Origin of the sequence: Mucilaginibacter polytrichastri (genome assembly GCF_001911425.1) — a bacterium.
GTDB classification, from domain to species: Bacteria; Bacteroidota; Bacteroidia; order Sphingobacteriales; family Sphingobacteriaceae; genus Mucilaginibacter; species Mucilaginibacter polytrichastri.
This window is the reverse complement of sequence record NZ_MPPL01000001.1, coordinates 4,834,846-4,848,271: the sequence shown is the minus strand read 5'-3', so window position 1 is coordinate 4,848,271 and position 13,426 is coordinate 4,834,846. Positions and strand designations below refer to the sequence as shown.

Sequence of the window (13,426 nt, the reverse complement as noted above, 5' to 3'; positions counted from 1 at the left end):
CCTGCGGGTGGTGGTACTACACCAGCCATTAAAGGCGGCCAGCCGGCCGGGCAGATTAAAATGTAAATTGAAATATAACGCTCTCCGCCCGTCATGGAACTTGTTTCGGCATCCCACAGGTCAGGTTGCAACCTGAAAATGAAGGGTGCTTAGCACATTTGACTTTTTGTTTACCGCCCGTCGTGCCGAACTTGTTTCGGGCATCTCACAGGACAGGTTGCAACCTGAAAATGAAGGGTGCTTAGCACATTTGATTTTTGTCTCCGCTCGTCGTGCCGAACTTGTTTCGGGCATCCCACAGGACAGGTTGCAACCTGAAAATGAAGTGTGCTTAGCACATTTGACTTTTTGTCTCCGCCCGTCGTGCCGAACTTGTTTCGGCATCCCACAGGACAGGTTGCAACCTGAAAATGAAGTGTTCTTAGCACATTTGACTTTGTGTCTCCGCCCGTCGTCCCGAACTTGTTTCGGCATCCCACAGGACAGGTTGCAACCTGAAAATGAAGGGTGCTTAGCACATTTGACTTTTTGTCCCCGCCCGTCGTGCCGAACTTGTTTCGGGCATCTCACGGGACAGGTAACAGACTTAACAATGAAGTGTGCTTAGCACATTTGACTTTGTGTTTACCGCCCGTCGTGCCGAACTTGTTTCGGGCATCCCACAGGACAGGTTGCAACCTGAAAATGAAGGGTGCTTAGCACATTTGACTTTTTGTCTCCGCCCCGTCGTGCCGAACTTGTTTCGGCATCCCAGAGGACAGTTGCAACCTGAAAATGAAGGGTGCTTAGCACATTTGACTTTGTGTTTACCGCCCGTCGTGCCGAACTTGTTTCGGCATCCCACAGGTCAGGTTGCAACCTGAAAATGAAGGGTGCTTAGCACATTTGACTTTGTGTTTACCGCCCGTCGTGCCGAACTTGTTTCGGCATCCCACAGGTCAGGTTGCAACCTGAAAATGAAGGGTGCTTAGCACATTTGACTTTGTGTTTACCGCCCGTCGTGCCGAACTTGTTTCGGCATCCCACAGGACAGGTAACAGACTTAACAATGAAGATTGCTTTTTATGCTTTATACTTAGCACGTGGGATGCCGAAACAAGTTCGGCACGACGGGTGGAGATAGGAGGAAATAACATCAACAAAAAAGGCGACTCTTATACCAAGAGTCGCCTTTTCAATATGATAAAGCTATTGCTTATGCACCTTCGTGTTTAATTTCATGTACTTCTTCCTGGCGGAATAGTTTCGCGCTTAAGAAGTCGTTGTTCATGCGGGAGATGTTGGTAAGCGAGATCTCTTTAGGGCATTCGGCCTCGCAGGCACCGGTGTTGGTACAGTTACCAAATCCTTCTTCGTCCATTTGTGTTACCATGGTTTGTACACGGCGGTAGCGCTCTGGCTGGCCTTGCGGCAGCATGCCCAGCTGAGATACCTTAGCCGATACGAATAACATGGCAGAGGCGTTCTTACAGGCTGCCACGCAAGCACCGCAACCAATACAGGTAGCAGAGTTAAATGCTTCGTCGGCAATTATCTTAGGGATTGGAATAGCATTAGCATCAGGCACACCACCTGTATTGATAGAGATGTAACCACCAGCCTGTTGGATACGATCAAACGCAGAGCGATCAACCGCTAAATCTTTAACTACAGGGAATGGTGCTGCACGCCATGGTTCAATGGTAATGGTTTCGCCATCATGAAAGCTACGCATGTGTAACTGGCAGGTTGTAATGGCACGTTTAGGGCCATGCGGGTTGCCGTTGATATACAATGAACACATACCGCAAATACCTTCGCGACAATCATGATCAAAGTAAATCGGCTCCTGGCCGCCATGGGTAAGGCTTTCGTTAACTATGTCAAGCATTTCAAGGAATGACATATCCGGCGAAATATTTTCGGCTTTGTAAGTTTCAAACTTACCAGCAGTTTTGGCATCCTTTTGACGCCATACTTTTAGCGTCAGTTTCATATTTGCGTTATCCATCTTTTTATAAGATTAGAATATTGTTAATTAAGTTGATTGAGTTGGATTAAGTTGATTAGGTTATAAAAGTAGAACTACTCACTTAATCAACCTTAAACTTATCAACCCCCTTATTTATAGTTCCTTTGTGCTAAATGTACGTTTTCAAATACCAGCTCTTCTTTGTTCAGTTCTTCCGGTTGGTTTTCACCCATAAATTTCCAGGCAGCAACAAAAGCAAAATGTTCGTCATCACGCAAGGCTTCGCCTTCTGGTGTTTGTGATTCTATACGGAAGTGGCCACCGCATGATTCGTTGCGCATCAAGGCATCATCAATCATCAGTTCTCCAAGTTCAATAAAGTCGGCAACCCGGCCTGCTTGTTCCAGGGCCGCGTTAATTTCCTCGTTTTCACCTGTTATAATGGCATTTTTCCAGAAGTCGGTTTTAAGCGCCTGTATCAAATTTTTAGCCTTGGTTAAGCCTTCGGCAGAACGTGCCATACCGCAATACTCCCACATAATAAGGCCAAGTTCGCGGTGGTATTCAGATACCGTTTTATTACCTTTCAGCGCAAGCAACTTGTTAATCGTATTGATAACATCTGCTTTTGTTTGTGCAAAAGCAGGATGGCTGGCATCAATTGGTTTTGGGCCAATGGTGGCCAGGTAATCGCCCAGGGTGTAAGGGATTACAAAGTAACCATCAGATAAACCCTGCATCAATGCAGAAGCACCTAAGCGATTAGCGCCGTGATCCGAGAAGTTAGCCTCACCCAGGCAATATAAGCCGGGTACAGTAGTTTGCAGGTTATAATCAACCCATAAACCGCCCATGGTGTAGTGAACTGCAGGGTAAATACGCATAGGCTGCTGATATGGGTTTTCATCCGTAATCTGGATGTACATATCAAACAGGTTACCATATTTGGCTCTTACCGTTTCTTCGCCCAGTCGTTTAATAGAATCTGCAAAGTCGAGGTATACGGCTAAGCCGGTAGCACCAACACCTTTACCTTCGTCGCTCATTTCTTTGGCGTTACGTGAAGCCACGTCGCGCGGCACCAGGTTACCAAAGGCAGGATATTTTCTTTCCAGGAAGTAATCGCGGTCGTCTTCTTTTACTTCGCTTGCTTTAATCTGTCCTTTACGCAGTTTTTCTGCGGTTTCAACGGTTTTAGGCGCCCAAACACGTCCATCGTTACGTAACGACTCCGACATCAGGGTTAATTTACTCTGGTGTGTGCCCGTTACCGGGATACAAGTAGGGTGAATTTGGGTATAGCAAGGGTTGGCGAAGAAAGCACCGCGTTTGTGCGCGCGCCATGCTGCAGTTACGTTTGAACCCATTGCATTGGTAGACAAGAAAAACACGTTGCCATAACCACCGGTACATAATAGTACGGCGTGGCCGGTATGCGTATCAATTTCGCCTGTTTTTAAGTTACGGGTAATAATGCCCTGTGCTTTGCCATCAACCACAACAACGTCAAGCATTTCTGTACGGGTGTACATTTTTACTTTACCTTCATGTATCTGGCGGTTAAGTGCAGAGTACGCACCTAATAATAATTGTTGCCCTGTTTGGCCACGTGCATAAAAAGTACGTGATACCTGCGCACCACCAAATGAGCGGTTATCTAATAAACCACCATATTCGCGGGCAAAAGGAACACCTTGTGCAACGCACTGATCTATAATATTAACAGACACCTCGGCCAAACGGTGTACGTTGGCTTCACGAGCGCGATAATCGCCACCCTTAATGGTGTCATAAAATAAACGGTAAACGCTATCGCCATCATTACGATAGTTTTTAGCAGCATTGATACCACCCTGTGCAGCAATAGAGTGCGCACGGCGCGGGCTATCCTGAAAGCAGAATGCTTTTACATTGTAACCCAACTCGGCCAGTGAAGCTGCTGCCGATGCACCTGCCAAACCGGTACCTACAACAATTACGTCGTATTTACGCTTGTTGGCCGGGTTAACCAGCTTTAAGTTAAACTTATGCTTGCTCCATTTTTCGGCCAATGGACCCTGAGGAACTTTTGCATCTAAACCCATTTCTTTTCTAATTTATGTTTAGTGAGCAATTATTACTTACTCAAACTCATGAAATAATAAACAACCGGCATTGCGGCAAAACCAAGCGGGATAATAGCCCCGAAAAACCAGGTGCCGATAAACTCGACAATGGGCGTGTACTTGCGGTGTACCCAACCTAGTGTTCTGAATGCGCTTTGGAAACCGTGTACCATGTGGAACGTTAATGCGCCCATCGCAATTACATAAATAGCAACATACCACAATTGGCTAAAGCTGCTTTGCACACGTGCATGCAAATCTTTAACGCGGATAATTTCGGTATTACCATCAAATGATTGTGAATGTTCGAAATCAGCTTTCTCTGGTGTGTAAGCAGTTTCTGTTCTTTCGCCTGTAGCCAGGTTGGTGCGGTACTCTTTAAAGTTTACGGTATTGGTAAACTTGTACTTGTACCAAAAATCGCCCATGTGGATCACGATAAACAAAAACAGGATTGAACCTAAAAGGCCCATGTTTTTTGACGACCATGATGCCGGTGATTTGTTAACCACTGCATAAGTAACCGGCCTTGCCTTGCGGTTTTTGGTGGTTAAGATAATCGCGTACAAAGCGTGTACCAGTATACTGGCATACAAAACGTAGGCAACAACCTCAATCGGCGGAAAGTGTGTCAGGAAATTGGCATACATGTTAAAGCTGTAACCGCCATCATTACTAAAAAGTAATAGGTTACCGCCAAGGTGTACAATTAAAAAAGTACACAAAAACAAGCCCGTTAAAGCCATGATAAGCTTTTTTCCCAGTGACGAGTTAAAGGTTTGTTTAGTTTCGCTCATTATTAACAGATTTATTGGGCAAAATTATTTATTTAAGACGGGAAAGATATAAACGCTTTACACTTATTATAGTAGAATTGGCTATTTAGAAACGTTCTAAGTATTTTACAGTTGGATGACAGGAAAGATTGGGTTAATTAAAGCTATAGATCACCTATAATCTGCAATTAATTGTCATTCTGAATGTAATGAAGAATTTTCTTCGATATAATGTTTCAATCTGCAAAGACGACTGCTTGGGTTGGAGCAATTATCTTTATGATTGTATTGTGCTATTGATCAACGCCAGTCTGCTCATTGCCGCAGGGGCTAGCTACTTTTGGCTTGATCCAAAATTAGCCAAAAGATCAAGACGCAAAAATGCTTCGCCGCACGGGCCACCACATGGCCCGCGTTTCTGTCAGGCTACCGCGCGAAAGGTCGATCAAGCTTCTCCTTACGATCCGAACTTTTAGCCCGAATCCACCACTGCGCTCAAATAACCGTCCTCCAAGGCAGCATTGGTAATGTTGCGGCAACTACTATCCTGGCCGAACCATAACCATTACATAGCAACAGAACCCGGCTGCGACTTTTCTTTTTGGTACTTTTTCTTTTGAGAGAAAAGAAAAAGTACATCTACTGACGATAATTAAACCACAACCTCTTCCTAATGGAAAACGGATAACACGAAAAAGGCCATCACAATTGTGACAACAGCAACGGGCACTTGTTTTTAACTTCTAAACTCTACCCCGCCCACCCCTCTCTATCCAAACTCCTAAAATGTATAGCCTCGGCCAGATGCTCTAATTGAATATCTTCACTAGCAGCCAGGTCGGCGATGGTGCGGGCTACTTTGAGGATGCGGTCATAGGCACGGGCAGAGAGGCCCAGTTTCTCCATGGCTTTCTTTAAAAGGTTTTGTCCGGCAGTGCTGATCTTACATAGTTCGCGTACCATCTGCGGACTCATTTGTGCATTGGCATGCAGATCCGGCCTTTCACCGAAACGTTCGATCTGGGTTTCGCGGGCTTTGATCACCCGTTCGCGGATTAGCTGGCTTTCTTCTGCCTTGCGGTCTGATGAGAGCTCGTTGAAGTTTACCGGGGTAACTTCTACATGCAGGTCTATACGATCGAGTAGGGGGCCAGAGATCTTACTCAAATATTTTTGTACCACTCCCGGCGGACAAACGCACTCCTTTTCGGGGTGGTTATAATAACCACAGGGGCATACATGTGTTGCCTTGTTTGCGTTATGAAGGAAAACAGGATAAGCCAATGCCTAGATCTTATCCACGAAATCCAATTACCATTGGCGAACACATTAGAAAGAAAAGAATAGAGCTAAAATTATTGCAAAGTGACGTAGCGAGGATTTTTCAAATAAGTTCCGATTGTGTTACGTATTGGGAGAATAACAGAAGTATACCACAAATTAATTACTTTCCACAAATCGTTGATTTTTTAGAATATTGCCCCCTTGAGTTTGATAAGAAATCACTTTCAGGACGTTTAAAGGCTTATCGGTGGATTAATGGGCTTAGTTACAAGAAACTGGGAAAGCTTCTTGAAGTCGATGGCTCGACGGTGGCAGCATGGGAGAAAGGGGGAAATATTCCTACAATAAAAAAACAAAAAAAAATAGAGATGCTTTTAAAAAAGCGGTAATAGGCATCTCTATTTTTTATAACCTTTTTTCATAATACTTTCAATGATAGCAAGCTTGGTTTTAGCTAATTCTTCAGTTAATTGTATGTATGTTACAGTAACCGTATAGGTTTTTTGGATCTTTTTTGAATTCAAACTTTTTTTGTCTTCTGCAGTTAGGTTGAATTCGCGACGCCCAGTATGGACTTTATTTGCTTCGTTCCAGCTTGATGAATCATAATTGAAATCGCTCATTACTTCTGAGTTGAAATGACCTACTCGATGCAAATTCTGACAACTTTAATATTTTATGATTTGCTGAATAGGTGAGATAATCATCAGTACTGAAGATTATTGACGGCCGCACCCTGATTATTTATGCCCATGATGGTTAAAATGATTGCGCCATATTTCAGTGTTAAGTTCTATAGCTTCATTGAGCTGTGCAAATACTTTGGCCATTGTGCCGTCATCAACCCCCACAATCCGGATGCGGTCGACTGGTGGGCCTTCCAGGCCGCATTCAATATGTGAAATATGCATAAGGCCGAGCAAACGGTTGTGACGAATTTCTATGCCTTTAAGCTGCCAGAGCGGACGGCAGTCCACTTTTTTGAAAATTATGCCTTTATTGATAATCAGCATATCATGGGTAAAGAAGTATTGAACGGAGGTCAGCTCGAACAGTCTAAATAATAGGAAAACCGAAAGCGCCAGGTAGACCATAAACCATAAAAAGTTTAGCCCGGAGGCCATATAACCGGCGGCAATGTTGAGCGCAACATAAGGCGCCAATTGCAGATAAACGAATTTAATCGAATGCTGAAAAGAAATCAGTGTCATAAGTTTTGATGTTTTAATTGTTCAAGAAAAGTATTATAGCCCCTGGGCTTGATCGTGCGAATACCCGACCGGATACCTAAGGCTGTTTCAAAAGTGTTCAGCGATAATTGTGATTCTGAAAATGGATGCCCGCTGACATCAAACTGTTCGTCGCCGCGATAAAATATTGGCAGGTTTTTATTCCGAAGGGCAGTTGAAACCTTTATGTCTGTTAACCTTCCCAGGATGTCCCTGCCAAAAAGCAGGGTTATTTTGGTAGCCAAAACATTGATGCCTGTAAAATAATTGCCAATAGCTATAAATTGCAGCTGTCCAAGTACCGGGTAGGCATGGCTGTAACAGCTTAAAAAAGCAATGCATTCCATCGCAGAATTACTGATAAAAACAAGAGGGCCGTCTCCGGCTGCCCAAGGTATGACTGCCGATGGCACCTGATGGAAGTACAGGCTGAAATGTTCGGCGTCATCCCCAAACGGGAACAAAATGCTACCGTCGGGCAGCACCTGGTAATACGGTTCAAAAAAAAGCCGGACGTTTTTAGGAACGCCCAGCTTTTCAAAAGACATAGCCATTTAGCGGGTTGAGCGCCGTTTATAATCACGGTCGTTTTCTTCCCCTGAAAGATCCAGTTCAGGTGCCGGTTCTTTTTCCTGCGCCTTTTTCATTTGTTCAACAGTGTCCTTGTAACCCTGGCTTTGTTCCGTGGATGCCGCATCATGTTTCTGGCCAATGAGGGCTTTGATGCCATGGAATAAAAGGTATGTAATACCACCGTCAAATACGATAGAGGCGATCAGCGCAATCCGGTTGGCACGTATCCCTTCCCGGGTAGTGGCCGTGTATTTCACCTTAGTGCCATCGGGCACTTCTACTTCCTGGCCGCGTTTGTATTTCGCTTTCTGATCCGGGGTAAGCGGATATCCGTTAATTTCATCCGGAGCCTCAACTTTTTCTTCGTCGGTTTCCAAAAATTGATTGGTTTCCCGGTCGAATTCTATTAATACCCGTTTTTTCTGACCGTTTGCGTCTATTATATCCTTTTCCAGGCTTAATTCGTCGCCGGTTTCCAGTGCCCAGGATTCCTCCTCCGTCAGGTATGTCGGTGCTGTGCTACGCAGGTAGGTCGGATGAACCAGTAATTCCGGTTTACCATCTGCGCCGGTAACCAGCGAAAGTTTGGCTTTCAGTGAAGCGATCTTTATACCCGCGAATTCCAGGTTTTCCAATTGGATTAACTGGGTACGGCGGCCAGATAACAAGGCTTTCAGGTCAGCTTCTTCCAACAGAACGCGATCACCCGATATTAATCCAACTAATCCCAGGTCATGGAATGGCAATTCTGCTTCTTTAAAGATTTGGTCGTTCATCTTTTTCTCCCTGATTTTTTATTTTCGCCGGCTTCTTCCGTCAGATCCAGTATGGGCACATCTTCCTGTTCCTCGCTGAAATTTAGGGCATTATCTTCTTCATGTTCCAACTCGTCGGCATATTCGTGTTCCATGCTGTTGTCCCTTTCTTCTTCCTGGTCAAAACCCTGTTCCAGAACAGCCGGATTATCAACTGTCCGTTGTTGTTTAAGTACTTCTGTTTTAGCGCTTAACAGTGAAGCATAAATGCCATCTCCGGGGCTGGCTTTGAAACGGTTGCCGGTAGATTTATCCATGACCTGCAAGTCCTTTCCGCGCAGTTTGCCCATTACCTCGTATTGCTTTTCATTGTAGTCGATCACATCGCCTACGATCAGGATACGATCCTGCCTTGCGGCCTGACGCTGTTCGCGCGAATTGATAAGGCCATGCAAATAATCCGTAGTGTATTGCGCATCGTTTGCTGCAGCTTCCAGTTCATCAGGGGCGGCCCCCGCCGTCAGGTAAACGTCTTCATAGTTCATTTGCGGTGCCAATTGTGCCTTGACACCGATCTCGTTACCGATAAATAAGGCTGCCAGTGCGGGGCGCGCCTGTGCTGATGTAGAGACATCCATCGGATCATAAAGGCCCTTATCGTGTCCTGCGAATTTCACGACTTCATACAACAAGGCAGCCTGGTATTCCTGCGGGGTGCCAAAAGTATCCGGCTCCGGCATATAAATAATGCGGTCTGATGGGTCGTAACCCGGTTCCCCGGTGGTAGCTTCCACTTTTGCATTGGTCAGCTCTACCAGCTTGGCTAAGGCTTCGGCGGGTTCAGGTTTTGACGCATTCCTTCGTTCTTCGTAATCTTTTAATGAAGGAATACCTTCGATCTGGCTCGCGTTGAATACATATGCGTCCGTTTCCACAGGATTGGCCAACTTGATCAGCTCTGTTTTGGGATTGCGGCGACTGTTGAGTTGCGGCCGGCCGTCCTCGTTTAAAAGCTGCACGCGGTCGGTGGTTTTCAGGAAGCTGATCAAAGTTCCTTTGGAACCGGTTTGTACTTTCCAGCCATTTTTGTTTGATGCCTGTTTCAGGGTCATCCAGCGCGGGTCCTGCTGGTCTTGCATGGCGAGCCAAATGGCGTTCATCCCACGATAGGCTTTGCCAGTGGTGGGATTTACCGGCATCGCAGTGCCGGGAAGATCGAAAGGACTTTGCCTGTCGTTCATTTTTTCGATCAGGCGGTCTGCAATCTGTTGATTTGATTGTTTACTCATTACTTAAATAATTGATTGTTTGTAAATGAATTGTTCGCACAAGCAACTTGTGCGACAATAGTTGACCAGGCCTATGGCCGATCTTTGAGAACATAGATTTATTAATGTGCTCTACAGTGATAAAGTGCCGCACCTCATTCGATGTTTATATAGGCAGGGATTTGGTAGATCGTATGATAAAGGAATTTCAACGGGTTCAGCCAGCTGTTTCCATAGGTAACTGCGAAGTGCAGATGCTCCCCGGTAACAATTCCTGTCGCGCCGGTTATGCCGATTGGTTCGCCCGCACTGACCGTGTCGCCGGGAAGCACGAGCCATTGAGATAAATGGCCGTAAAGGCTATTCAGTGAACTGCCATGATCGATACGTACAAATAACCCAAGGGTTCTACTGTACCTGCAACTTTGCACAACGCCATCAAGAATGGAAAATACGGTGTCACGGTGGGCGGCAATATCGATACCCGCATGTAGCTTAATACGATGATAGATGGGGTGCCACCGGTAACCGAATGACGAAGTCAGGTGGATTTGCCTCAATGGTAAGCTGCATAGCAATAAGATCCCCCAGAGTTTAACGGCCATAACTTTGCGTATTCAACTGTTCCTGTTCAGCTACAATATGGACATCCAGGCCAAGTTTGCTTTGCAAGGTTTCCATGGCGCGGCTATGTACACCAGGATTTTCCATGGCCAGCTGCATAGCATCTTTTGCACCTTTGGATGTGCCGTTATCCAGGAGCATACCGATCCGGTGGAGGGCTTTAAAGTCCGGAATGGAGAGGTTTTTGGTGTCAGTCATAAGCCCTTTATAGATTTCACCGGGCTTTTTAAAAACCAACAAAGCGTCGCTGCTATAAAGCGCCCGCTCATTTTTGCCGAAAGTGACGTATATATCGTCTTTCTCCGGTTCGGCGAACATGATCATACCCATTTGCCCCTGTTTATTAACCGGGTCTTCCGACAGTTCGGGATGTACCAGCACCAGGGTGCCGGTTAAGTCATCTGATTGATTCATTTTCTGTTATTTTTTAATTGCTCTTTCATAGCGGCTTTAGGTGTGTCCACTTTGGGTGGCTGATGTTTTTGGACGATGGCAGTGATCTCCTTGTTGATCCGCTTGAAGTTTTCAGTGAGTACGGTTTCTGTGTTGTCCCCAAAATTGTAGTAGACAGGCAGCGGCTTATATCCCGATTCTTCTTTTTTAAGTTCATCAAGGTCAAGGTTGACCTTGCAATTAATGGCAGAGGACTCATATTGCCCGGTATATCCCTCTTTAGCATCAGTGGCGATCACGCCCACCAGTTCTCCGGCATTTAGTGTAGCGATTTTACCGGCCGGCACAAGGGTTTCCAATTTCTCATTGAGCGAAGTGGAAGTTTTGTTACGGTCAATCGAAAGGCCTTCGCTGATCTGTTTATTCCGGCCCAAAAGTTTTTCCAGCCAATCCAGGGTTTCCTTGCTGCGTACAGAGCCTGACAGGACATTTCCGGTCACCGAGGTAATAGTGGCGGCGGTATCTTTACCATATTGCTGCTGAAACTGCGGCAATTCCTGTAAACCCATGAGAACCGCGACTTTATTAGAACGTGCCGTTGCAATCAGGTTTTCTATCTTGTGTACAAACAGGGTCGGCAATTCGTCGATGATCAGTGCCGAAGGCTTATTTCCCTTACTGTTAATCAGTTTAGTCAGCCGGTTAATAATGACCGAATAGCAGGCAGAATTGATATTTTGCGTAGCCGGGTCGTTGGCCAGAACCAGCATGGCCGGGTTTTCCTTGTCGGATATCTTCAGGTCGAAATCGTCTCCCGAGAAGACCCAATAAGTTTCTTTGGTTGCCAGGCGCGATAAAAAAATCTTCAGTGTACCCACCTGACCTTCTAACTGGTCAAAGGCCTTGTTCTTAAAGGCAGAAACAAAGGGCGATAAAAGGGAAGCGAGTTCCGTTTGTTTAAAAAGGGTCTGGAATATTTCCTCGTAGCTGCGGTTAAGTAAAGCCAGGACATGCGGGAATGATGAGTATTTACCATCCTCATAACGGCTCATGAAATAAATGCAGGCAGATAGAAAGTTGATCGCAGATTGCGTAAAGAACTGATCTGATCCGCCTGATTTGTCGCCTTTTTTCATGGCCTCGACCAATGCTTCCGCCGTTTCACCTGCATCAGCCAGCGTCCTGATATACTCGCGTTTCCAGGGGTTGATGCGCCGGCTTTTTTCCACTTCGTTGAGGTTTACGACATGAAAATCATAGCCTGGAAGTTTGCCCTGCTGCTTGGCGAGCAGGTAATGGTAGTAAGCGATCTGCCCGAGGTCAGGAAACTTAAAATCATAAAGCGCCAAACAAAATCCTTTGGCGATGAGTTGCCGGATAAAAGGATTGACAATGGAGAAGGATTTACCAGAGCCAGGAGTACCGATCAAAAGCGTTGCGCGAAAGGGGTTCGTCAGGTTGATCCAGCCATTTCTTACCTTTCTTTTATAATAAAAAAGCATCGGGATATTGACCGAATAGTCTGTGGTTATCAGTTTTTCGGGTTGTTGGAAGCTTTCGCCTTCTACGTTCCAGACGTCCTTTCCTAAACCGGATCGTATAAGTTTGGAGATGTTATCCATCGCGATGCTGGTAAGCAATGCACCGCTGATTGACAGTAACATATAAACCAGGTCCCACCAGCGTGTATAGGCGAAAAGAATAGGCCCGTCGCGGCCGTAACAAAAAAGGCTGCCAAAAAATAAGAGCAGCCCTAATGTGAGCGGGTAAACGATGTGTTTTTTAGGTTGGAGGTCCACCTCTTTTTTGGCAAGCGTTCCGATACTGACCAGGCAGATCAGGCCCAAAGTCGCCAGCTTACTATAAACAAGGTTTGCATAAAATGGCAGCAGGCTGATCCGGAATAGCGCGTGGTGAAAAATCCCCCAGATCGGTGCCCGGATATAGATAAATATGGCCGCTTCAAGTGCGACTGACACATAGATTAAACATTGCAGGAAACCGTGTAGCTTCTGCTGCTCGTGTGTTTCTTCCATAAGGAATTGATTGATTTCATGGGGTGGTAAACTTCAGCCGTTTACCTCGTCCTAATTGAGGATACCGCTGTGGAAAGGCATTATTTAACGAACCTTTCCACGCTGGCAATCGTGTCATGGATGGCACCGCCGTGGCTGAACATCGCCACCTTTTCAACCTGGAAAGACCGGTTGCGGCCCATGACAACAGAATGATAACCAAAAGTGATTACCAGGCCACCCGGCTTCAGGCATCCGGGTATTACATCTTTAATTCTCCGGAATGGACTGCATATGATGCCTTTATAAAGCTCCATGCTCTTTCTTAATGCGTAAGGTGGATCAAGCAGGATAGTTCCAAAAGGTTCGCCCTGCCAGTTTTCCAGAAAAGCTACCGCATCCAAATGATAATCCGCCGGCATAGCCGGATCCATATCGTTGCGAATTTCATCC

General features: G+C 45.7%; 13 protein-coding genes and 1 pseudogene. 1 reads left to right on the top strand and 13 read right to left on the bottom strand.

Translation table 11 applies throughout. The features are described 5' to 3' along the window. Positions 1-1,195: 1,195 nt before the first annotated feature. From RG47T_RS20820 to RG47T_RS20805, 4 genes and pseudogenes are all read right to left on the bottom strand, one after another. The gene (locus RG47T_RS20820) at positions 1,196-1,990 is read right to left on the bottom strand and encodes a succinate dehydrogenase/fumarate reductase iron-sulfur subunit (protein WP_074491371.1); all 795 of its coding nucleotides are present in this window, start codon (positions 1,988-1,990) and stop codon (positions 1,196-1,198) included. Between the two features lie 110 nt (positions 1,991-2,100). Further along, entirely contained in the window at positions 2,101-4,035 is a 1,935-nt protein-coding gene (locus RG47T_RS20815) for a fumarate reductase/succinate dehydrogenase flavoprotein subunit (RefSeq protein WP_074491369.1), read from the bottom strand. Between the two features lie 32 nt (positions 4,036-4,067). Continuing rightward, positions 4,068-4,853 (bottom strand): succinate dehydrogenase cytochrome b subunit, encoded by a 786-nt coding sequence (locus RG47T_RS20810; RefSeq protein ID WP_074491367.1) that lies wholly within the window; start codon positions 4,851-4,853, stop codon positions 4,068-4,070. Between the two features lie 729 nt (positions 4,854-5,582). Further along, positions 5,583-6,068: pseudogene (locus RG47T_RS20805) on the bottom strand (magnesium chelatase subunit ChlI family protein); the annotation flags it as partial. A gap of 47 nt (positions 6,069-6,115) precedes the next feature. On the opposite strand from RG47T_RS20805, the gene RG47T_RS20800 reads away from it, so the two are divergent. Then, entirely contained in the window at positions 6,116-6,505 is a 390-nt protein-coding gene (locus tag RG47T_RS20800) for a helix-turn-helix domain-containing protein (protein WP_083627481.1), read from the top strand. Positions 6,506-6,514: 9 nt separating this feature from the next. Here RG47T_RS20800 and RG47T_RS20795 read toward each other — a convergent pair whose 3' ends face one another. The 9 genes from RG47T_RS20795 to RG47T_RS20755 form a co-directional block, all read right to left on the bottom strand. Next, positions 6,515-6,739, bottom strand: coding sequence for a hypothetical protein (locus RG47T_RS20795; RefSeq protein ID WP_074491365.1), 225 nt, complete (start codon positions 6,737-6,739; stop codon positions 6,515-6,517). 117 nt (positions 6,740-6,856) lie between these two features. Further along, complete coding sequence (locus RG47T_RS20790; protein WP_074491363.1) at positions 6,857-7,327, bottom strand: PH domain-containing protein; 471 nt, start codon at positions 7,325-7,327, stop codon at positions 6,857-6,859. Beyond that, entirely contained in the window at positions 7,324-7,893 is a 570-nt protein-coding gene (locus RG47T_RS20785) for a hypothetical protein (protein WP_139235716.1), read from the bottom strand. Before RG47T_RS20785 ends, RG47T_RS20790 begins: the two co-directional genes overlap by 4 nt. A gap of 6 nt (positions 7,894-7,899) precedes the next feature. Beyond that, positions 7,900-8,694 (bottom strand): DUF4099 domain-containing protein, encoded by a 795-nt coding sequence (locus RG47T_RS20780; protein WP_074491359.1) that lies wholly within the window; start codon positions 8,692-8,694, stop codon positions 7,900-7,902. After that, the gene (locus RG47T_RS20775; protein ID WP_074491357.1) at positions 8,691-9,962 is read right to left on the bottom strand and encodes an ArdC-like ssDNA-binding domain-containing protein; all 1,272 of its coding nucleotides are present in this window, start codon (positions 9,960-9,962) and stop codon (positions 8,691-8,693) included. The genes RG47T_RS20780 and RG47T_RS20775 overlap by 4 nt, the downstream gene beginning before the upstream one ends. A gap of 134 nt (positions 9,963-10,096) precedes the next feature. Further along, positions 10,097-10,546 carry a M23 family metallopeptidase gene (locus RG47T_RS20770; RefSeq protein ID WP_074491355.1) on the bottom strand — a complete coding sequence of 150 codons (450 nt, stop codon included), beginning with the start codon at positions 10,544-10,546 and terminating at the stop codon, positions 10,097-10,099. Then, positions 10,536-10,979, bottom strand: a complete 444-nt coding sequence (locus RG47T_RS20765; RefSeq protein WP_074491354.1) for a hypothetical protein — start codon at positions 10,977-10,979, stop codon at positions 10,536-10,538. The genes RG47T_RS20770 and RG47T_RS20765 overlap by 11 nt, the downstream gene beginning before the upstream one ends. Then, the gene (locus tag RG47T_RS20760; protein ID WP_074491352.1) at positions 10,976-12,994 is read right to left on the bottom strand and encodes a type IV secretion system DNA-binding domain-containing protein; all 2,019 of its coding nucleotides are present in this window, start codon (positions 12,992-12,994) and stop codon (positions 10,976-10,978) included. Before RG47T_RS20760 ends, RG47T_RS20765 begins: the two co-directional genes overlap by 4 nt. Positions 12,995-13,074: 80 nt before the next feature. Further along, on the bottom strand, positions 13,075-13,395 hold the full coding sequence (locus RG47T_RS20755) for an RsmD family RNA methyltransferase (RefSeq protein WP_245770842.1): 321 nt from the start codon (positions 13,393-13,395) through the stop codon (positions 13,075-13,077). Positions 13,396-13,426 lie beyond the last annotated feature (31 nt).